18 protein-coding genes and 1 riboswitch are annotated in these 21,548 nt (G+C 61.6%); of the genes, 12 read left to right on the top strand and 6 right to left on the bottom strand.

Annotated elements, in window-relative coordinates; translation table 11 throughout:
* Window positions 1-32 precede the first annotated feature (32 nt).
* The 3 genes from panD (at window position 33) to gnd (ending at window position 3,044) form a co-directional block, all read left to right on the top strand.
* Window positions 33-446, top strand: coding sequence for an aspartate 1-decarboxylase (gene panD, locus VDP79_RS08880; RefSeq protein WP_323017852.1), 414 nt, complete (start codon window positions 33-35; stop codon window positions 444-446).
* A 31-nt stretch (window positions 447-477) separates the two neighbouring features.
* Window positions 478-570: riboswitch (TPP riboswitch) on the top strand.
* A 53-nt stretch (window positions 571-623) separates the two neighbouring features.
* Window positions 624-1,940: a purine-cytosine permease family protein gene (locus tag VDP79_RS08875; RefSeq protein WP_323017851.1), complete on the top strand. Its 1,317-nt coding sequence runs from the start codon at window positions 624-626 to the stop codon at window positions 1,938-1,940.
* Between the two features lie 66 nt (window positions 1,941-2,006).
* On the top strand, window positions 2,007-3,044 hold the full coding sequence (gene gnd / locus VDP79_RS08870) for a phosphogluconate dehydrogenase (NAD(+)-dependent, decarboxylating) (protein WP_323017850.1): 1,038 nt from the start codon (window positions 2,007-2,009) through the stop codon (window positions 3,042-3,044).
* Between the two features lie 619 nt (window positions 3,045-3,663).
* Here the strand turns inward: gnd and VDP79_RS08865 are convergent.
* Window positions 3,664-5,940, bottom strand: coding sequence for a nitric-oxide reductase large subunit (locus VDP79_RS08865; RefSeq protein WP_323017849.1), 2,277 nt, complete (start codon window positions 5,938-5,940; stop codon window positions 3,664-3,666).
* A gap of 193 nt (window positions 5,941-6,133) precedes the next feature.
* Between VDP79_RS08865 and norR the strand changes: the two genes are divergently transcribed.
* The 3 genes from norR to VDP79_RS08850 all read left to right on the top strand — a co-directional run bounded on the left by norR (window position 6,134) and on the right by VDP79_RS08850 (window position 10,021).
* Window positions 6,134-7,705, top strand: coding sequence for a nitric oxide reductase transcriptional regulator NorR (norR, locus tag VDP79_RS08860; protein ID WP_323017848.1), 1,572 nt, complete (start codon window positions 6,134-6,136; stop codon window positions 7,703-7,705).
* 76 nt (window positions 7,706-7,781) lie between these two features.
* Window positions 7,782-9,578 carry an ABC transporter ATP-binding protein/permease gene (locus tag VDP79_RS08855; RefSeq protein ID WP_323017847.1) on the top strand — a complete coding sequence of 599 codons (1,797 nt, stop codon included), beginning with the start codon at window positions 7,782-7,784 and terminating at the stop codon, window positions 9,576-9,578.
* 56 nt (window positions 9,579-9,634) lie between these two features.
* Window positions 9,635-10,021: a SirB2 family protein gene (locus tag VDP79_RS08850; RefSeq protein ID WP_323017846.1), complete on the top strand. Its 387-nt coding sequence runs from the start codon at window positions 9,635-9,637 to the stop codon at window positions 10,019-10,021.
* 36 nt (window positions 10,022-10,057) lie between these two features.
* Here VDP79_RS08850 and VDP79_RS08845 read toward each other — a convergent pair whose 3' ends face one another.
* Window positions 10,058-11,125, bottom strand: coding sequence for a YeiH family protein (locus VDP79_RS08845; protein WP_323017845.1), 1,068 nt, complete (start codon window positions 11,123-11,125; stop codon window positions 10,058-10,060).
* 156 nt (window positions 11,126-11,281) lie between these two features.
* On the opposite strand from VDP79_RS08845, the gene VDP79_RS08840 reads away from it, so the two are divergent.
* Together VDP79_RS08840 and VDP79_RS08835 are read left to right on the top strand one after the other, a co-directional pair.
* Window positions 11,282-12,181: a LysR substrate-binding domain-containing protein gene (locus VDP79_RS08840; RefSeq protein ID WP_323017844.1), complete on the top strand. Its 900-nt coding sequence runs from the start codon at window positions 11,282-11,284 to the stop codon at window positions 12,179-12,181.
* A complete protein-coding gene (locus VDP79_RS08835) occupies window positions 12,168-13,361 on the top strand; it encodes a patatin-like phospholipase family protein (protein ID WP_323017843.1) in 1,194 nt (397 codons plus the stop codon). The genes VDP79_RS08840 and VDP79_RS08835 overlap by 14 nt, the downstream gene beginning before the upstream one ends.
* A 14-nt stretch (window positions 13,362-13,375) precedes the next feature.
* Here VDP79_RS08835 and VDP79_RS08830 read toward each other — a convergent pair whose 3' ends face one another.
* Window positions 13,376-14,323 (bottom strand): DMT family transporter, encoded by a 948-nt coding sequence (locus VDP79_RS08830; protein WP_323017842.1) that lies wholly within the window; start codon window positions 14,321-14,323, stop codon window positions 13,376-13,378.
* A gap of 42 nt (window positions 14,324-14,365) precedes the next feature.
* On the opposite strand from VDP79_RS08830, the gene VDP79_RS08825 reads away from it, so the two are divergent.
* The 4 genes from VDP79_RS08825 (at window position 14,366) to VDP79_RS08810 (ending at window position 19,257) form a co-directional block, all read left to right on the top strand.
* Window positions 14,366-14,914 (top strand): MarR family transcriptional regulator, encoded by a 549-nt coding sequence (locus VDP79_RS08825; RefSeq protein WP_323017841.1) that lies wholly within the window; start codon window positions 14,366-14,368, stop codon window positions 14,912-14,914.
* A 108-nt stretch (window positions 14,915-15,022) separates the two neighbouring features.
* On the top strand, window positions 15,023-16,462 hold the full coding sequence (locus VDP79_RS08820) for an efflux transporter outer membrane subunit (RefSeq protein ID WP_323017840.1): 1,440 nt from the start codon (window positions 15,023-15,025) through the stop codon (window positions 16,460-16,462).
* Window positions 16,463-16,474: 12 nt separating this feature from the next.
* Entirely contained in the window at window positions 16,475-17,662 is a 1,188-nt protein-coding gene (locus VDP79_RS08815) for an HlyD family efflux transporter periplasmic adaptor subunit (protein ID WP_323017839.1), read from the top strand.
* The gene (locus VDP79_RS08810; protein WP_323017838.1) at window positions 17,659-19,257 is read left to right on the top strand and encodes a DHA2 family efflux MFS transporter permease subunit; all 1,599 of its coding nucleotides are present in this window, start codon (window positions 17,659-17,661) and stop codon (window positions 19,255-19,257) included. The genes VDP79_RS08815 and VDP79_RS08810 overlap by 4 nt, the downstream gene beginning before the upstream one ends.
* On the opposite strand, the gene VDP79_RS08805 is transcribed toward VDP79_RS08810, so the two are convergent.
* The 3 genes from VDP79_RS08805 to VDP79_RS08795 form a co-directional block, all read right to left on the bottom strand.
* Window positions 19,254-19,664: a YchJ family protein gene (locus tag VDP79_RS08805; RefSeq protein ID WP_323017837.1), complete on the bottom strand. Its 411-nt coding sequence runs from the start codon at window positions 19,662-19,664 to the stop codon at window positions 19,254-19,256. The genes VDP79_RS08810 and VDP79_RS08805 overlap by 4 nt on opposite strands.
* A gap of 477 nt (window positions 19,665-20,141) precedes the next feature.
* Window positions 20,142-20,825, bottom strand: coding sequence for a dienelactone hydrolase family protein (locus VDP79_RS08800; RefSeq protein ID WP_323018078.1), 684 nt, complete (start codon window positions 20,823-20,825; stop codon window positions 20,142-20,144).
* Window positions 20,826-20,998: 173 nt separating this feature from the next.
* On the bottom strand, window positions 20,999-21,319 hold the full coding sequence (locus VDP79_RS08795; protein WP_323017836.1) for a hypothetical protein: 321 nt from the start codon (window positions 21,317-21,319) through the stop codon (window positions 20,999-21,001).
* Between the last annotated feature and the right edge of the window lie 229 nt (window positions 21,320-21,548).

Here is a 21,548-nt window from a genome sequence, read left to right as displayed (position 1 = left end):
CGGCCTGCTCAATTTCGCTCTCTGGAACCACAATGAGGAAAATCGTTCGCGCCAAACTGCACGGCATCCGCGTCACCGGGGCCGACCTGGACTACCACGGCTCCATCACCCTGGACCCCGACCACTGCGAAGCGGCCGGCATCCTGCCCATGGAATTCGTGGACATCTGGAACAAGAGCTCCGGCGCCCGCATCAGCACCTATGTCATCTATGGCGAACGCGGTTCGCGCTGCTGCATCCTGAACGGCGCAGCCGCCCGCACCTGCCAACGCGGCGACGAGGTCATCATCGCCAATTCGGAATACATCCAGGAAGCCGAACTGGAACACATCAAGCCTGTCGTGCTGACCTTCCACCCGGACAACAGCATCCGCGAGCACCTGGGGTATTCAGTAGGCCGCGACGCACAAGGCCGGCTCAGCTTCGAGATCGTGCACCACGACTGAGCGTACAATAGGGACCGTTTTGCCCATTTTCGAGCCTCGCTAGGGGTGCCGCCACGGCGGCTGAGACAGTCCCTTCGAACCTGATTGAGATAATCCTCGCGCAGGAAAGCAGCTCGCCACGGCGACGGCTTTCCGTTGCGTGCGCCTGCTTCCTGCATCTAGACAGACAGGCGCATCATGAACCAAACCCCGCTTTCCCCCTCAGCCCCCGCCAGCGCTTCCGCGCCGTCCGCAGGGTACTTGCCCGATTCCGCCGTCGAGCGCGTCTTCGGCTGGCACGATCACATGTCGCTCTGGTTCAGCCTGGGCGTGGGGCTGCTGGTCATCCAGGTCGGCGCCTATCTGGTCCCGGCTCTGGGCACGCAAGCCGCCATGGCTGCCGTGATCGCCGGATCCATCCTGGGGGCGGGGCTGCTGGCCTGGGTCGCACGGCTGGGTTGCGACAGCGGCCTCTCCAGCGCCGGCCTGATCCACGCGGTCTACGGCCAGCGCTTCGCTCGCCTGCCGGTTCTGCTGAACGTCGTGCAACTGGTCGGCTGGGCCACATTCGAGCTGGTCATCATGCGCGACGGCACTCGTGCGATCAGCCAGCAAGCACTGGAGCTGGATGTCGGCCTGGTGTTGCCCACCCTGTTCTGGGGGCTGGTCGTCCTGCTGCTGCTGCGCGGGTCCATGGTGACGCTGGTGCGGCGCATCGTCAGCCGCATCGGTCTGCCCCTGGTCGTGCTCTCGCTGATCTGGCTGAGCGTGCAATTCGGTCTGAAGCTGGACGCAGATGCCGTGCAAAGCCTATGGCAACGGGCAGGCGACGGCAGCATGAATACCTTTCAGGCCCTGGATCTGGTGATCGCCATGCCCGTGTCCTGGCTGCCGCTGGTGGCCGATTACGCACGCCACGGCCGCAGCAGCCAAGGCGCGCTGGCCGGCACCTGGTTCGGCTATACCCTGGCCAATATCTGGTGCTACGCGCTGGGGGTGCTGGTCATCACCGTCACGGGACCGGACACCGATATGGTCAGCGCCCTGCTGATGGCGCAAGGCGGCCTGCTGGCCCTGGGCCTGATCCTGATCGACGAACTGGACAACACCTACGGTGATCTCTATTCGGGGTCTGTCAACAGCCACAGCCTGCTGCCGCGCTTCAGCTTGAAGACCTGGGGCATGCTGCTGGCCGTGTTGTCGATGGCGCTGGCCATGGTGCTGCCCATGCAGTCGCTCGAACCCTTTCTGCTGACGCTCAGCTCGGTCTTCGTGCCCCTGTTTGGCACGATCCTGGGGCGGACCGGCCTACAGGCCGGCCGCTTGAGCGACACGCCGCGCAGCATCCACGCCGCCCCTGCGCTGATCTGGCTGCTGGGTATTGTCTGCTTTCATTCCCTGGCACAATGGGCACCGGACTACGGCAGTGCCTTGCCCACACTGCTGCTGACATTCACCCTGGGGGCGCTCACCGCCAGAAACGGAATCCGGCCGACCCAGCCTATCCGGTCCTGAGCCCGCGGCAGCGCATGACCATGACGGTCCGGGCGCGCTCCCACCCGGAACAACAGGACATACGCAATGCAAATCGGCATGATCGGACTGGGGCGCATGGGCGCCAATATGACTACCCGGCTCTTGCGCGGCGGCCATGATTGCGTCGTATACGACCAAAGCCGCGCAGCCATCGACCCCCTGACCGCCCTGGGGGCGACCGGCGCCTCATCCCTGCAAGCCATGGTGGCGACGCTGGCCGCGCCGCGCGCCATCTGGCTGATGGTGCCGGCAGGCGCCGTCGACAGGGTACTGGGCGAACTGACTCCGCTGCTGCAGGCGGGCGATATCGTCATCGACGGCGGCAATTCCCATTACCACGACGACCTGCGGCGGGCCGCCCTGCTGCAGCCGCTGGGCATCCACTACGTGGACGTCGGCACCAGCGGCGGCATCGCCGGGCTGGAACGCGGCTACTGCCTGATGATAGGCGGCGACCAGGCCGTCGAACACTTGACCCCGATCTTCACCACGCTGGCCCCGGGCGCAGGCACGCTGCCATCCACCCCGGGCCGCCGCCCCGGCACAGGCACCGCAGACCAAGGCTGGCTGCACTGCGGCCCGCACGGCGCGGGCCATTTCGTGAAGATGGTGCACAACGGCATCGAATACGGCATCATGGCCGCCTACGCCGAAGGCATGAACATCCTGCGCCACGCCAACGTCGGGCAGCAGACGCACGCGGCAACGGCGGAAACAACGCCGCTGCGGCACCCGGAACACTTTCAGTACGACATGAACCTGCCCGACATCGCCGAGCTCTGGCGGCGCGGCAGCGTCATCAGTTCCTGGCTGCTGGACCTGACCGCCACGGCCCTGGCTGCGAACCCGGCGCTCTCGGGTTTCGAGGGCCGCGTATCCGATTCCGGCGAGGGCCGCTGGACGATCCAGGCGGCCATCGACGAAGCCGTCCCCACGCCCGTGCTCAGCGCCGCGCTGTATTCGCGTTTTGCCTCGCGTGGCGAGGACGATTTCGCCAATCGGGTGCTGTCGGCGATGCGGCATGCCTTTGGCGGGCATGTGGAACTGCCGGGCGCCGGCCCCACCGACGATCCGGCTGCCTAAAAAAAGTTTTGTTTTTTTTTTTGTTTTTTTTTTTTTTTTTTTTTTTTTTTTTTTTTTTTTTTTTTTTTTTTTTTTTTTTTTTTTTTTTATTTTTTTTTTAAAAGGTTTTTTTTTTTTTTTTTTTTTATTTTTTTTTTTTTTTTTTTTTTTTTTTTTTTTTTTTTTTTTTTTTTTTTTTTTTTTTTTTTTTTTTTTTTTTTTTTTTTTTTTTTTTTTTTTTTTAATTTTTTTTTTTTTTTTTTTTTTTTTTTTTTTTTTTTTTTTTTTTTTTTTTTTTTTTTTTTTTTTTTTTTTTTTTTTTTTTTTTTTTTTAATTTTTCTTTTTTTTTTTTTTTTTTTTTTTTTTTTTTTTTTTTTTTTTTTTTTTTTTTTTTTTTTTTTTTTTTTTTTTTTTTTTTTTTTTTTTTTTTTTTTTTTTTTTTTCTTTTTTTTTTTTTTTTTTTTTTTTTATTTTTTTTTTATTCTTTTTTTCTTTTTCTTCCTGAGATCTTTCTTATCCTTGGATTTTTTAATTAAGTCAGTTTGGGAATTTTTAAGAGTCATTGGGCCCAACCCGCCTCTTTCGAGGCGGGTCCGAGCGGGGGCCCGCTTCGGGCCCCCTGTTGCAAGACAACGATGATCAGGTGCGTTGCGCAGCCAGATCGGCGTCGACTGCAGTCGCAGACTGTGTGCCGAACAAGGCCGTCACCACCTGCCACATGACACCCAGACCGCCGACGATGAAGACCACGTCGCCGAAGGTGCGCATCCAGCGCAGGGTCTGCAGGATGTCCTGCTGCATGAAGGTCTCGCCGCGAGCCCACCAGGTACCGACGCTGACGCTGGCGTAGAACTGCATCAGGCCGATCGGCAGCAAGCTGAGCACAATCATCATCACCAGGCCGATGTTCATGCACCAGAAAGAGGTGTTCATCAGGCCGTGGTTGAACTGCATGTTCGGACGGATGTAGCGCAGCACGAACAGCGTGAAGCCCAGCGCCAGGAAGCCATAGACACCGAACAGGGCGGCGTGCGCGTGCACGGCGGTCGTGTTCAGACCCTGGATGTAGTAGAGCGCAACCGGCGGATTGACCATGAAGCCGAACACCCCGGCGCCGAACATATTCCAGAAGGCGACGCAGACGAAGAACTTCAGCGGCCAGTGCAGGCTTTCCACCCAGGGCGCGCGGGCCTTCAAGCGCCAGTTTTCCCAGGCCTCATACCCCAATACGACCAGGGGAACGACTTCCAGCGCGCTGAACGAAGCCCCGATAGCCATGATCGGCGTGGTAGTACCCGAGAAATACAAGTGGTGCATGGTGCCCGGCGTACCGCCCAGCATGAACAGCACGGCGGCGGCCAGACTGGCCGAAGTCGCGCCCCGCTTGGATACCAGCCCCATGGTGCAGAAGATGAAAGCCAGGGCAGCGGTGGCGAATACTTCGAAGAAGCCCTCGACCCACAGGTGAACCACCCACCAACGCCAGTATTCCATGATGGTGATGTGGGTCTTTTCGCCGTAGGCCAGACCGGCGCCATAGAACAGGCCGATGCAGACCACCGAGGCGCTGAACAGCGCCAGCAGGTTCTTGTCGCCCTTTTGACGCAGCGCCGGCACGATACCGCGCAGCATCAGGACCAGCCAGAACACAATGCCCAGGAACTTGCCGATCTGCCACAGACGGCCCAGTTCGACATACTCATAGCCCTGGTGACCCAGCCAGAAGTTCCAGCTTTGGGGAATCAGGTGGGCAATCGCCGCAAAGTTGCCGGTAAAGGAACCGACCACCACCAGGATCAGCGCCCAGAACAGGATATCGACACCCAGTTTCTGGTGTTTGGGGTCCTTGCCGCCATTCAGGATGGGGACCAGGAACAGGCCGGCCGCCAGAAAGCCCGTGGCGATCCAGAACAGCGCCGCCTGGATGTGCCAGGTGCGCACCAGCGAGTACGGCAGCCATTCGGACACATTGACGCCATAGAAGGTCTGGCCTTCCACGGTGTAGTGCGCGGTGAAGCCGCCAATGAATATCTGGGAGACGAACAGGGCGACCACCAGGAACAGGTATTTGCCCAACGCGTGTTGAGAAGCGGTCAACGCCATACCCAGAATTGGATCGCGCGCCGGGGCGGCGGGTTCTTCCTCTTCCTTGCGCGTGAAAGCCCATGCCCAGACCAGCAAGCCTACCCCGGCGATCAGGATGATCACGCTCATGATCGACCAGATGATGTTTTCTGCGGTCGGAACGTTATCGATCAGCGGTTCGTGAGGCCAGTTATTGGTATAGGTGGCCGTCGTATCAGGCCGTTCTGTGGCGGCCGCCCAGGATGTCCAGAAGAAGAAATTCGCCAGACGGGCTCGGGCTTCAGCCGTGGGCAGCGTGGCTTCCTTCATAGCGAAATGGATGCGGCTCTGGCGCAAGGACTGATCATCGCCAAAGAGCTTGTCGTAATAGGAAGCCGTCTGGGCAATGGCCTGCGCACGGCGATCAGACACAATGGCAGTATCAGTCGCAGCATCGTAGGTGTTCTTACGATATTCGTTCTTCAGCTGCCGCTGCAGCACTGCCTGATTGTCGCCATCGAGCTGATCAAATTTCACCCCGAAGCGTTCCTGCGCAGCCAGATCCAGCCAGGCCGTCAATTCGCGATGCAACCAATCCGCCGTCCAGTCGGGCGCCTGATAGGCCCCATGCCCCAGGATCGAACCCACGGTCATGCCGCCCGCCGTTTGCCAGGCGACCTGACCATCGAGAATCTGTTCCTCGGTCATGACGACCTGACCACTGGCCGTCGCGATCTGCCCCGGGATCGGAGGCGCCTGCTGATAGACCTCTTTGCCCATCCACCCCAGGACACCAAATGACACGACCAGGACGCCGATGAGCGTCCACCATAACTTCTTATACTCACCCATCCTGCGCTCCTTCTGCAGCCGAGAGATTCGAGAATCAGCGCCGGAGGGCGCTCCCTTTTTCACTTCATCAGTAATCAAGCAAGAATCGTGCCAACTGATAAACCTAGGGAAAACACTGATGTAGATCAAATAGGGTTAATTTCACCATCCCTGATGGGGTAAAAATCACCCTTACATGGTTTAAATTACCGTCATGGAAACCCAACTACTGATTGACCTGACGACCGAACTGCCCGACGGCGTACGGCTGCAAAGAGCCGCTACTGCCATTCGACAGGCCTTTGCCTGCGATGCCGTGGGCTTGCTGATGCTCGACAGCCATGACACCTTGCACCTGGTGGCCGCATCCGGTCTGGCGCACGAAGCCCTGGGGCGGCGCTTCGTGGTCGGCCAGCATCCCCGCTTCGCCGCCATCCTGTCACGCCAGGAACCGACCTGGTTCGACCCCGGCAGCGTGCTGCCCGACCCCTACGACGGGTTGCTGGATGATCGCAAGGGTTCGCCCCTGCCTGTGCATGACTGCCTGGGCGTGCCGATCCATCAGCAAGACCGCCCCTGGGGCATCATGACCCTGGACGCCCTGACCACCGGCACCTTCGATGAAGCCGCCCGCGCCCGGCTGCAGCAGCTGGGACTGATTCTGCAGGCCGCCGTGCGCGTGACTGACCTGGAACGGGACAACCGCCGCCTGCGCCAACTGGGTACTTCGCAGCAAGGCATCGAACGCATCGGCGAAACCACGGAAATCCTGGGCCACAGCGAGGCCATCCAATCCCTGTTGAACGAGCTGGATCTGGTCGCCGACTCCGACCTGCCCATCCTGCTGCTGGGGGAAACCGGAGTGGGCAAAGAGCTGTTCGCCCGGCGCCTGCACCGCCATTCGCGCCGCAGCCGGCAAGCCATGATTCAGGTGAACTGCGCGGCCTTGCCCGAATCCCTGGCGGAAAGCGAGCTGTTCGGCCACGTCAAAGGGGCGTTTTCCGGGGCGACGGCTGACCGGCCCGGGCGTTTTGAAGCCGCCCAGGGCGGGACCCTGTTTCTGGACGAAGTCGGCGAATTGCCGCTGAGCCTGCAGGCCAAATTGCTGCGTGTGCTGCAAAACGGCGAGATCCAGCGTCTGGGGACGGACCAGACCATCAAGACCGACGTGCGCATCATCGCGGCGACCAACCGCGACCTGAAGGCGAACACCCAGGCCGGCCTGTTCCGGGCTGATCTCTATCACCGGCTGTCGGTGTACCCCATCCCCATCCCGCCGCTGCGCGACCGTGGCCGCGACATCCTGATCCTGGCGGGCCATTTCCTGGAATTCAACCGCGCGCGCCTGGGATTGCGCGGCGTGCGCCTGTCCTACGAGGCCGAGCGGGCATTGCAGCAATATCCCTGGCCGGGCAACGTCCGCGAACTGGAGCACGTGATCAGCCGGGCCGCACTGAAAACCCTCAGCCGGGGCGCTTCGCGCGATCAGGTGCTGACCATCGAGGCGGAACTGCTGGATCTGGATATCCCCCCCGATCCTGACAGCCCGCTGGACGCAGTAGTTGCCGACCCGCCTTCCCCGCCCGCCGGCGACCCTGTCACGCCCCCCGCGCTGGATGAAATCCCGCCGTTGCGCACCACGGTGGACGACTGTCAGCGCCTGGCGATCCGTCAGGCCCTGGATGCCGCCGAGGAAAACTGGGCCCAAGCCGCCAAGGCGCTGGACATGGATGCAAGCAATCTGCACAAACTGGCGAAGCGGCTGGGAATGAAGAAACCTTTTTGATCTTCAGCCATCCAACATACAATCCCAGCTCGTAGCCGGGCGGCAGCGCGGATCTTCTGATAGGACAAGTACATCCATGGCATGGCAAGACATCCTGATCGACAGCGGCCTGTGGCTGGCCAAGGCCTATGTGCTGACCATCCTGGCGGGCATCGCCGCCGTCTGGTGCCTGCGGCGCTTCACCCGCTGGGGGGATCAATTCTGGCGCCTGAGCGCGGATTTCTTTTCGCCGCGCCGCAACTGGCGGCCTCTGGCCGGCGTGGCCCTGATCCTGCTGCTGACCCTGGGCGCCGTGCGCCTGGATGTGCTGTTTTCCAATTGGTACAACACGATGTACAGCGCCCTGCAAGCGCTGGACTCGCCGGGCTTCTGGGCCGCCATGCTGCTGTTTGCGCTGCTGGCCGCCGTGCACGTGGTCCGATCCCTATTCGATTTCTATGTCCAGCAGGCCTTCGTCGTACATTGGCGCGAATGGCTGAATGAACGCCTGCTCAGCCGCTGGATGGAGCAGCAGGCCTATTACCGTTCGCAATCGCTCAATCACCTGGCCGATAACCCGGATCAGCGGATCCAGCAGGACATCACCAGCTTCGCCAGCACGTCCATGACCCTGGCCGTCGGGCTGATCAACGCCGTGGTGTCCACCATCGCCTTCACCCTGATCCTGTGGAACTTGTCGGGCCCCATGACCGTGCTGGGCTATGAAATCCCCCGGGCCATGGTGTTCCTGGTCTTTATCTATGTCTTTCTGGCGACGCTGCTGGCCATCTGGATCGGCAAGCCCCTGATCCGCCTGAATTTCCTGAATGAAAAACTGAACGCCGACTACCGTTACGCCCTGGTGCGGGTGCGGGAATACGCCGAGAGCATCGCGTTTTACCGAGGCGAGCGCGTCGAAGGCCGCACCTTGCGCCACTGGTTCGCCGAAGTCATCGGCAATGCCTGGGACATCATCTACCGGTCGCTGAAATTCCTGGGCTTCAATTTCGTCGTCACCCAGACGGCCGTCGTCTTTCCCTTCATCATCCAGGCCACGCGCTTCTTTTCCAAGCAAATCAGCCTGGGCGACCTGATCCAGACCGCACAGGCATTCGGCCAGCTGCAGGCTAATCTTTCGTTCTTCCGTAACGTGTACGACAGCTTCGCCACATATCGCGCCACCCTGGACCGTCTGACCGGTTTCGATGCCACCATCGACGCCGCCCGCCAGATGGTGCTGCCGGACACCCGCCAGGACGGCGCACGCCTGGCGCTGCACGGCCTCACTGTCCGCCGCCCGGACGGCCATGCGCTGCTGAAGAACCTGGACCTGGAAGTCGAGCCCGCTCTCCCCGTGCTGGTGCGCGGGCCGTCGGGCTCTGGCAAGACGACGCTGCTGCGCACCATCGCCGGCATCTGGCCCTACGGATCCGGGGAAATCATCCGCCCGGAATCCGCATCGCTGTTTCTGGCGCAAAAGCCCTATCTGCCCCTGGGAACCCTGCGCCAGGCGCTGCATTATCCGCAGCCGGTCGATCAGGCGCCCGCCGGCCAGGACGAGGCCATTCTGGATCTGGTGCAGCTGGGGCATCTGCACGACCAGCTGGACATCGAGGACGACTGGAGCCGCATCCTGTCGCTGGGCGAGCAGCAGCGTCTGGCATTCGGCCGCCTGCTGATCGCCCGCCCGGACGCGGCATTCCTGGACGAAGCGACTTCCGCCATGGACGAAGGCCTGGAGGACGCCATGTACCGGCTGCTGCGCGAACAGCTGCCCGGCACCCGGATCATCAGCGTCGGCCACCGCAGCACGCTGCGCCGCCATCACGGGGCTGAACTGGTCCTGGAAGGCGTCGGCGGCGGCTGGCAGCTGCAGCCCATCCAGGCCGCCTGAGCCCGATCCATTACACTGGCGCCGACTCACTCGACCCTTATCCAAGCACACCGCCCATGACCGACTACTACTTCCCCATCAAGCACCTGCACGTCACTGCCGTGAGCCTGAGCATCATCCTGTTCGTCATCCGGGCCTACTGGTCGGTGACGGGCTCGGCGCTGCTGCAGCATCGGCTGGTGCGCATCCTGCCGCACGTGGTCGATACAGTGCTGCTGACGTGCGGGGTGATCCTGGCGGCGATCATCGGCCCGAACCAGCCCTGGATCCTGACCAAGATCGTGCTGCTGATCGCCTATATCGGCGTGGGCGCCATCGCCATCAAGCGCGGCCGCACCACCCGGGGGCGTCTGACAGCCGCCCTGATCGCCATCGCCATCTTCGCCTACATCGTGGGCGTGGCCATCACCAAGGACTCCGGTTCCTGGTTCTCGATGCTGTAAGACGAACAACAGGCCGGCCCCACCGGCGCCGGCGGATCAGAGGCTGCCCATCGCCCACTGGACAGCCAGGCTGCTGAGAGCCACCGCCACCCACACCCCCAGACCCAGCAACAGCGGGCGCACGCCCGCCAGCGCCATGCGGCGCAGGTCGGACGACAGGCCGATAGCGGTCAGCGCCATGATGATCAGGAACTGCGCCCCCAGATGCAGGAAGGCCAGCAGCGATTCGGGGATCACTCCCAGGGACCGGACGCCAGAGGCGAGCAGAAACCACAGAATGAACCAGGGGAAGATCTGCGCCAACGAAACGCGGGTTTCCGCGTGACGTGCCCGCCAGGCCGTCCATAAGGCCAGACCGATGCAGATGGGAATGATCAAAGTTGCACGCGTCAGTTTGACGATGGTGGCGATATCACCCGCGGCGGTGCTGTAGCTGTAGCCGGCGGCGACCACGGACGAGGTGTCGTTGATGGCCGTGCCGGCCCACAGGCCAAAGCCCGCATCGCTCAAACCCATCCAGTGTCCCAAAAGCGGAAACACCAGCACCGCGACGACATTGAACAGAAAGATCGTGGATATCGCCAGCGCCGTATCGTGATCATCGGGCTTGATGATGGGGGCCACGGCAGCAATGGCGGACCCCCCGCAGATGGCGGTCCCGACCCCGATCAGCGTGCGCAGGTGGCCGGTCAAGCCCAGCCAGCGGCCCAGCAAGCAGGCAGCCGCAAAGGCCGTGGACAGCGTCACCAGCGTCACGGCCAGGGATGAGGCCCCGGTCTGCACGACCTGCCCCAGGCTAAGCCCGAACCCCAGGCCGATGATGGACCATTTCAGCACCTGACGGCTGCTATAACCGATGCCCGGCACGAACACCGGAGACACACCCAGCAGATTGCGCCACAACATGCCCAGGAGAATACCCATGACCGGCCCGCCGATCAGCGGGAACCACTGCCCCAATTGCCAGGCCACCACTGCCAGCCCGCCCGACAAGGCAATCCCGTACCAGCGCGAGGGCGTGCGCGGCCAGCCGTCGGCCAGATCCGGAACGGCCACCCCGCCTGCAGCGGGAAGAGGACTGGGTACAGCGGAGATCGGCAGCATAAGCAAATCATCAGGGGTTAGATGTCGATCCGCATTCTAGGGGATGCCACTCAATCAATAAATTCAGTAATCATGACTGTATCTATAAATAAAATTGATGGCATCAACAGCACGCCCTACAATACCCGTTGCTTGTAAGGACTGGGAAACGCCGCCATGATCGGACTCAGCATCCGCCAGCTGGAAGTCTTCGATGCCGTGGCCGCCACCGGCAGCGTGCGCCGCGCAGCGGAACAGCTGCATCTGACGCAGCCCGCCGTCAGCATGGCGCTGGCGGAGCTGGAACGGCAGCTGGGCAGCACGCTGTTCGACCGCGAGCGCGGGCGTCTGCACCTGAATGCTCAGGGCGCCGAACAGCTGCCGCTGGCCCGCGAAATCCTGGAACGGCTGCAGGACATGCAGCGCCGCCATCCCGATACGCAGGGGGGATTGAGCGGCGCCTTGCGCGTCGGCGCCAGCAATACCGTGGGCAATTATCTGGTAGGGGAACTTCTGGGCCCCATCGTGGCCCAACACCCCATGGTGGCACTGCATCTGACCGTAGACAATACGCGCGCGATCACCAGCATGCTGCTGGATCACGCCATCGATATTGCCTGCGTCGAAGGCCCCGTCCACCATGCCCGGCTGGAAACTTTGCCCTGGCGCAGCGACGCGCTGGTCGTCTGTGCCGCGCCCTCGCACCCGCTGGCCGGGCGCGCCCGACTGAAGCCCCAGGATTTCGCCGACGCCCACTGGATCTTGCGAGAGCGCGGTTCCGCCACCCGCAACCTCAGCGAACAAGCGCTGACCGTCTTGCCGCCGGGCCGCATCCTGCTGGAGCTGGGGCAGATCGAGGCCATCAAGCAGGCGGTCATCGCCGGCCTGGGCATCGCCTGCCTGCCCTACGCCGCCACACTGGACGCTGTGGCGACCGGTCGGCTGCGGGTCTTGCGCACGCCCTTTTTGAATCTGGACCGGCGCCTGTCCATCGTGCTGCATCGCAGCCGCTATCGCGGTACGCTGATCGAAGCATTTCTGCACTCACTCAAGGCCGACTCTCATGCCCAAGACTGAATCCCCCATCCCGGCCGCCCACGAAGCCTACGCCGCCCGCGCGCTAGTGCTGCAAGGCGGCGGCGCGCTGGGCGCCTACCAGGCCGGCGTCTATGAAGGCTTGAACAACGCCGGCATCCTGCTGACCGATCTGGCCGGCATCTCCATCGGTGCGCTGAATGTGGCCATCATCGCCGGCAATCCCCTGGAAAAACGCGTCGAGCGGCTGCAGGAATTCTGGAACCTCATCTGCCAGCCGTATGTCGGCCCGGGGGCCAATGCCCTGATGGAGCAAAGCCTGTTCCAGATCAACGACCTGGCACGCCAATTCATGGGGGCGATGCATGCCGGCAGCGCCCTGATGGTCGGGCAAAAGGGTTTTTTCCACCCACGTTTTCCACCTGCCGCTCTGGCGGCCAGCCTGGACCCCGGCTGCGTAGGCCATTACGACACCCGTCCCCTGAAGGACACCCTGGAATCTCTATGCGATTTTGATCGCATCAATGATGGCGGCCTGCATGTCTCAGTCGGAGCGGTGAATGTGCGCACCGGCAATTTCACCTATTTCGACAATCGCAAGATCCGCCTGCAGGCGGAACACTTCATGGCTTCCGGCGCCCTGCCCCCGGCCTTTCCCGCCATCGAAATCGATGGCGAATACTACTGGGACGGCGGGCTGGTTTCCAATACGCCGCTGGCCAAGGTGCTGCAGCAACGCCCGGAACGCGACACCCTGGTGTTCCAGGTGGACCTATGGTCGGCGCGCGGCCCTGTGCCGCGCAGCATCAGCGAGGTGGGCGACCGCATCCAGGACATCCGCTATTCCAGCCGGACACGGATGGTCACCGAGGAGATGCGCGCGCACAGGAAGATGCAACGCCTGCTGCGCCAGGTGCTGGATCAAGTTCCCGAGGCCCTGCGGGATCAGGACCCTGCCTGCCGTCAGGCGGCCGAATTGGCCAGCGGCGCCCGCAGCAACGTGATCCATCTGATCTACCGTGATAAACCCTACGAGCAGCACTTTCGGGATTTCCAGTTCGGCCCGGCGACGATGCGCGAACACTGGGCCAGCGGCCTGCAGGACATCCGCAACACCCTGGCCCATCCGCACTATCTGTCCATGCCCGACAACAGCACCGGCTTTATCACGCATGACGTGCACCGTGACGAAATCGAGGAAAGCATGACCTCCAGGGACTGAGCGCCCTGTCCTGATCAGGCCCTGCCGGAGCGGACGCGAGGCGATGCCGCCTCTGGGGATCGCCGGCCCAGCACGACTGCAGCCGCCGCCACCAACACAGTGCCCGCCACCTGCAGCACCGTGATCGGCTCACCCAGAAATGCCCATGCCAGAAACAGAATGGACACCGGCCCCAGCAAACCCAGCTGAGCCGTCAAAGGCGCACCGATCCGGGCCACCGACCACATGATCATGAAGGTCGGAATCACGGTATTGACCGTTGCGTGGATCAAAGACAAACCATAAACAGGCCAAGTCTGATCCAGACCGGCCAGCCCCTTGACCAGAAAAAAATGCACCATCGTCACCCCGGCAGATACCGTCATTGCGTAGGCCACCAGCCGCGTCGCCGTGACCCGCTCGATCAGTTCCCCCGAACCGATCAGATACATGGCATAGGAAAAAGCCGCCCCCAGCACACAGGCCGATCCCAGAATGACGTGATCGCCCGCAATGGACAGATCGCCCCAGAATACCAGCGCCACCCCCGCATAGGCCAAGGCCATCGCCAACCACTGGCGCGACGAAATGGTTTTGCCCAGAAACCAGGCGGAAATCAGCAGCACGAAGGTCGGCGCCAAGAACAGGATCAGCCGCTCCAGGCCGGCTGAAATATATTGCAGACCGAGGAAATCCAGGAAACTGGATAGGTAATAGCCGATGAAGCCCAGAATGAAGATGCGAATTCCATCGCGCCAGTTCAGCCGGGGGATCAGCCCTCGGCGCGCGCGGCGCGCCTGATACACGGCCACCACGGCAAAGAACGGCAAGGCCAGCAGCATCCGAAAACCAATCACATCCAAGGCATCGACACCCTGCAGGTACAGCAGCTTGGCGACAATCGCCTTGGCGGAAAACAGCACCGCCCCCAGCCCCGCCAGTATGAATCCAGTCCAGAACAGGCGGCGCGAAAGGTCCTGCATGATTAGTTGCCTAGTCAGATATTGTTGGGGTAGAATTTTAACATGCAAGATCCCGTGCTTCCGTCATCGCCCCCCCTGGATCCGGCCTCCGTCGCCGGTCTGTCCTGCTGTTTTTACAACAGCAGCCCCGGCGACCTGACGGCAGACCGCAATATCGGCCTGCTGATCCGGCACTTGCATGTCCTGATGCACCGGGTCATCGATCTGCGCACCATGCCCCTGGGCCTGACGGCCAATCAATGGCGACCGCTGTTACTCGTCCGCTATAAAGGCATCGACACCCCAGCAGAACTGGCGCGCACCATGAATGTGGATACCGGCGCCATGACCAGGATGCTGGACCGCCTGGAAACCAAAGGCTTTGTGCGTCGCGATCGCATCGCCGAAGACCGCCGCGTGGTCAAGGTCACGCTAACCGACATCGGCTGTACGCTGACGGAACAGATCCTGCCCATCATCGCCGATGCGCTGAACCTGCACCTGCAAGGGTTTTCCGAAGACGAAATCCGCATGCTGCTGGCCTTGCTGAAACGCATGATCCACAACGGCGAACAAGTGCTGCAACAAGTCAGCGAAGCTACCGCCTCCTGAAAAAAGTCTCTATCTACCCTGATGTCAGTGCGTGAATCAGCTTTTTTTCGTTTTATAATTGCCTAGTCAGATACAGACCCAATCAATTACTTTCAGCTTTTTGTCAGCATGAAACCGCTCATCCCCCTGTTGCTCGTCCTGTCTCTATCGGCTTGCGCGCCTATGGACCCCGGCGCACCGGCCGTCTCCGCCCTGACAGGCGAACACCTGGCGCTGCAAACCGACCAGGCGATCGCCTGGCCCCAGGACGACTGGTGGACCCGCTACCAGGATCCGCAACTGAACCGCCTGATCGATCAGGCGCTGCAGTCCAGTCCGTCCCTGCAAGCGGCAGCAGCCCGTATCCGTGCCGCGCAGGCGGCAGCCCGGGGCGCGCGCGCCGTGCAATGGCCCCAGATCAACGCCAATTACCACCTGACCCGCGAACGGCTCAGCGAAAACTACATCTACCCGCCCCCTCTGGCTGGCTCATACCAGAGCGACACCGGCCTGACGCTGCAGCTGAACTTCAACCTGGACCTGTGGGGCAAACAGCGCACCCTGGCAGCCGCCGCAGGTCAGCGCGCCGCCGCCGCCCAGGCCATCGGCCAGCAGACCCGCACCTTGCTGGTCTCGGCAGTAGCACAAAGCTATTTCCAGCTGCAGGACGCCAAGGCCCAGGCGGCCGCGATCGAATCCATCGTCGGCAAGCTGCAGGAAGCCCTGGACATCACCCGGGACCGCTACAAGAACGGCCTGGGCATCCAGGTGGATGTGGACCAGGCGGATTCCGCCGTCTCGTCCGCCCAGGTGCAGCTGAGCCAGATCCATAACAATGTGGCGCTGCTGCATCACCAGCTGGCCGCTCTGCTGGGCCTGGCCCCCGAACAACTGCCGGCACTATCCATACAGACGCAATATGCGCTGCCCGCCGGCGTCCCCGCACATATGCCCATGGCCCTACTGGGGCGCCGCGCCGACATCGTAGCCGCCCGACTGCAGGCCCGGGCCGCAGGGGCGGAAGTGTCTGCCGCCAAGGCGGATTTTCTGCCGAACATCAATCTGTCGGCGGCCGCCGGTTACCTGTCCCTGGGCATGGACAAGCTGGTGCGCAGCAGCAGCGAAAACTACAGCGCCGGCCCTGTCATCACCCTGCCTATCTTCAATGCCGGCGCCCTGAACGCCCAGCTGGCGGGCCGCCGAGCCGCCCGCGACGAAGCCATCGCGCAATACAACGAGACCGTGCTGGGCGCGCTGCGCGAGGTCGCCGACGCCAGCGCCTCCATTCGTTCCCTGCAAGAGCAGATCCATCACCAGGAAGCCAGCCTGAAAGCCATCACATCCGCCTACGACGTCGCACTGGACCGCTACAAAGCCGGATTGGGCAACTTCGTGCAGGTGTTGCAGGCCCAAAGCGAGGCGCTCAAGCAAACCGTGCAGACCACGGATCTGCGTGCCCGCGCCTATGTGCTGGACGTGCAGCTGGCGACAGCCCTGGGCGGCGGCTACCAAACGCCCGCCGCTGCCGACGCAGCCCTTCCGCCTCAGTCTTCGACCCTCATCGACTAAGTTTCAGCCATCATGACCGCAAGCACCTCACAAGCCCACCCGATCCGCAAACGCCTGATGTGGGGCGTCACCGGCGTGTTCATCCTGATCGCCCTGCTGTATGGGTTATGGTGGATGATCTTCGCCTCGCACTACGAATCCACGGACGACGCCTATGTCCACGGCAATCTGGTCTCGGTCAGCGCCCAGATCCCTGGCACCGTGGTTGCCATCGACGCCGACGATACACAGACGATTGCGCAAGGCGCCCACCTGGTGACACTGGACCACAGCGACACCGATCTCGCTCTGGCCCAGGCCGAAGCCGCTCTGGCCCAGACCGTGCGCCACACGCAGACGCTGTTCGTGCAAAACGACGCCTTGGCAGCGGAAGTCGCGGTTGGCCAAGCCACCATCGAGCAAGCCGAAGCCCTGCTGCACAAAGCCAAAAACGATCTGCAGCGACGCAATACATTGCGCGACTCGGGCGGGGTGAGCGGCGAAGAACTGCTGCACGCCCAGGTAGCGGCGAAATCCGCCCAGGCCGGCCTGGCTCAGGCCCGCGCCGGACTGGAGGCATCCAAAGCCAAACTGGCCACCAACCAGGCGCTGACCCAAGGCAGCACGGTCGCCACGCACCCCGACGTCCTGCAGGCTGCGGATCAGGTCCGTCAGGCTTGGCTGGCACAGGCTCGCACCCGCGTGCTGGCCCCGGTGGGCGGCATGATCGCGCAGCGCTCCGTCCAATTAGGTCAGCGCATCCAGCCGGGAACGCCATTGATGACTATCGTGCCGCTGCACAGCCTGTGGGTGGAAGCCAACTTCAAGGAAAACCAGCTGCCCGCCATGCAACCGGGCCAGAAAGCCACCCTGGTGTCCGATCTGTACGGCAGCAAATTCACCTATCACGGCACGGTCGTCGGCGTGTCGGCAGGCAGCGGCAGCGCCTTTGCCCTGCTGCCGGCCCAGAACGCCAGCGGCAACTGGATCAAGGTCATCCAGCGTGTGCCGGTGCGGATCGCGCTGGACCCCAAGGAACTGCAGGATCATCCCTTGCGCGTGGGCCTGTCGATGACGGTGGAGATCGACCTTTCCTCCACACCGGATCAGGCTGTCCAGCCCGCGCCCGCCAGCGCATTGAACACCTCGGTCTACGACCATGACCCGGCCGAGGCGGACACGCTGATTCAGCGCATCATTCAGGAAAATCTGGCCTCATGAGCACGACCACGCTGGACGAAGGCGCGCCGCCGCCCGCGCCTGCCAGACCGCCCGAAGCCGGCCATCCGCCCCTGGAAGGCAGCGCCCGCGTCCTGGGCACGATCGCCGTATCCGCCGCGGTCTTCATGAACGTGCTGGATTCCTCCATCGCCAATGTGTCGATCCCGACCATTGCCGGCGATCTGGGCGTAAGCACCACCCAGGGCACCTGGGTGATCACGTCCTTTGCGGTGGCCAACGCCATCACGGTGCCCTTGACCGGGTGGCTGACCCAGCGCTTCGGCCAGGTGAGACTGTTCGTCCTGGCTACGCTGTTGTTCGTCCTGACATCCTGGCTGTGCGGATTCGCCTGGTCCTTTGAATCCCTGGTGTTCTTTCGCGTACTGCAGGGCGCTGTGGCCGGGCCGATGATTCCGCTGTCCCAATCGCTGATGCTGGCCAGCTACCCCCGAGCAAAAGCCGGCATGGCGCTGGCCCTATGGTCCATGACGATTCTGGTGGGGCCGATTGCCGGGCCGCTGCTGGGCGGCTGGATTTCAGACAACTATGCTTGGTCCTGGATTTTTTACATCAACGTGCCCATCGGCCTGCTGGCCGCCTGGGCATCCTGGCAGGTGTACAAATCCCGCGATTCGCGACGCTACAAGCTGCCCATCGACCGCATGGGCCTGTTCCTGCTGGTGGTCTGGGTCGGCGCTCTGCAGATCATGCTGGACAAGGGCAAGGATCTGGACTGGTTCGCCAGCCCGCTGATCTGCATTCTGGCGATCGTGTCGGTCGTCGCCTTCATCTATTTCGTCATCTGGGAATTGACAGCCGCCCACCCGGTCGTGGACCTGACGCTGTTTGCCCAGCGCAATTTCACCTCCGGCACCATCGCCCTGTCGATCGCCTATGGCGTGTTCTTTGGCACCGTCGTGCTGTTGCCCCTGTGGCTGCAGAGCACCATGGGCTACACGGCCACCTGGGCCGGCGTGGCGGCTGCACCTGTGGGCATCCTGGCCATCATCCTGTCGCCCGTGGTGGGCAAGATGCTGGCCCGCCACGATCCGCGCATCATCGCCACCGTAGCCTTCCTGATCTTTTCCCTGATCAGCTATATGCGGGCGCAATACAACACCAATGTGGATCTGTTCGGTGTCATGCTGCCGACCTTCATCCAAGGCGCCGCCATGGCGACGTTCTTCATCCCGCTGACGACGATTTCTCTGTCCGGCCTGCGCCCGGATCGCATCCCGGCGGCCGCCGGCCTGACGAATTTCGTCCGCTTGGTCTGCGGCGCCTTCGGCACGTCCATCACCACGACGATCTGGGGCGACCGCGCGACCCTGCACCATGCCCGCCTGACCGAAATCGCCCGACCGGGGGAACCCGCCTTCGATCACATCATGGGCGGCCTGCAGAACATGGGCGTCGATCCGCTGCACGGCGCGGCGCTGCTGGATCAGGTCATCAATCAGCAGGCCTACACCATGTCCGCTGCGGATTTCTTCTATGCCTCGACCTTCATCTTCCTGATCCTGATCGGGCTGATCTGGCTGGCCCGTCCGAAAACAGCGAATCATGGCGCAGGCGGCGCGGCGGGGGCGCACTAGGCATCGGGCAGCGCATCCACATATAGCCACTGACCCGCCTCGCGCACGAAACGACTGGCTTCGTGGATGCGGGACGCGCGGCCGTTGACCCTGACCCTGGCGACGAACTCCACAGTCTCGTGATCCGCATCCTGACGATCATGACGGCGCACCTCCAGCCCCAGCCACTTTGTCCCCGGCTCATTGGGCGTCAACGCCGCTGGTCGCGTCGTCGGATGCCAGGTCTGCAACAGGTAGTCGATTTCATCCAGCACATAGGCGCAATAGCGCGACCGCATCAAGGCCTGCGCGTCGGGCGCCCGCAACCGCAAGGCCCCATAGTGCCAGCGACCACAACAGTCACGATAGGAAGTCGGCAGGCCGCAAGGACAGGTCTGGCTGACGGCCATCTTAGCGATATGGCTCATTTTTTAGCAGGACCAAGCACGGGCCGGTCTTGTCTTCACGACCAGCACAGTGGAAATAAAGCATAGGCATTGCGAAATAGCGGGCTTTATCAGCAATTCCCCTTTTTCGCCTGCCCTGGCGGGCAGAACGTACCTGCGTCAGGATGCGGCCCGGGATCCACCACCACCGAGCCGCGAGGCGTATAGACCGCACACGCAGACAGCATAGACAGGGCCGCGCACACCAGCAGAATCTTTATTTTCACGTTGCCACTCCATTGTTTTCAGCGGAACCATTTTTGCTCGACCGACAGGCGGATACTGCTACCAAACGTGAGCGCCCCCGCCTCGATCACGCCTTCTCCGGATCGATCAGTTATCAGCACACCCGAGGCGACGTGGACTGGCAAGCGGCGGACGCCAAGACGACGCCAGCCTAGGGGTTTCGATGCAAATCAGGTTCTAGTGCTATAGGCCGCCGATCACATGGAGATCGCGTCAAGCACGTAAAGTTCGGTCGAACAGCGCAAGCAATGCCTCCCAGCCGCGCGCGGCCGATATCTGATCATGGACCGGAAAATCCGGCACCATCCAGCCATGCGCAGCACCCGAATAGGTTTCGGCGAAGTGACGCACACCAGCGGTGGCCAAGGCTGCCTCAAGCCGCTCGGCCATGTCCGGCGGGTAGCTCCCATCGTTGTCTGCGCCTGCCACATAGACTTCAGCTTTCAATTTTGGCGCCAGCAGGTGGGGGCTGTCGGGCGCGCTCGTCGCAAGATTGCCGCCATGGAAGCTGGCGACCGCCGCGAAACGATCCGGATAGGTGGCTGCCGAGGTGATTGCCATACCGCCACCCATACAAAAACCCACTGCGCCGATCTTCCCGCCAGCGACATCAGCGCGAGTGTCGAGATAGCCAAGCAAGGCCTCAGTGTCCTCCGACGACTTGACGTTACTGGTCGTCGCCATCAGCGGGCCTAGTATTGCCCCCACATCCCCCTTGAAAACCTCTTTGGGCACCAACGGCCCATAAGGGCCGTAACGATAGAAAAGATCCGGCAGCAACACCATGTAGCCCGCGTCTGCGAGGTGCTGCGTCATGTCGAACATCGCTGGTCGGATGCCGCCCGCATCCGCGTAGAAGATTACCGCTGGCCAAGGCCCCCCATGACTGGGCGACATGACATGCACGCAGCATGCGCCGTCGCGGGTGTGAATAGTGACTGGCTCATGGACCATGAATTTCCCTTGTTGCTCTTGATGGCTCGCCGATTCGAGCGATCAAGAGCAACAAGAAGAATATCAGAGACCGACCACGAGCGAATGCGTGCTGTTATCGAAGACATCCGATCACATTAATCCACCAAAGCAGTTCCAGAGCCAAGCGCAACTAGCCGAAGCGTGTTTCTAAGGTTTTCTCTCATGAGCTTGCTCACGGCCTTTACCGTATCCGCATCGCCTGGATTGGCAAGACAAGTGAGCAGCCTTTCGATATCGCCGTCCGTCAGCACCACCTGGTGTTGATCCGAGCCATCTTTCCCGTTCGGAACCCAGGCAGTGATCTGAACGGCCAGTTTTCCTTGATCATCAATCTGTGTTTTGGGCTGCCCAGGGAATTTTGCGCGCAAGGCGCCGGTCTTTCCTTCTGATGACGCTTCGGTTTTTTTGATTTTCATGGAATCCCCGCTTTATCGAATGGCATCGGCTGATTCTAAGCCTGCTCACTCTTAAAAATCCCTCAAGGAAAACCATGACCACCATCCCGTTCGATCTGGAGGGCGGGACCGCTATTGGTCCGATGTGATCAGGACCTGCAAGTGCCGGATAAAACTACTGGATATGTGGCGGTGTCACATAATCCGGCACATACAGACAAAATAAAAGGACCTAGATTTTCATCTAAGT

This window comes from Castellaniella sp., assembly GCF_034675905.1.
In the GTDB taxonomy this organism is placed as follows: domain Bacteria; phylum Pseudomonadota; class Gammaproteobacteria; order Burkholderiales; family Burkholderiaceae_B; genus Castellaniella.
This window is presented reverse-complemented; position numbering and strand designations above follow the sequence as displayed.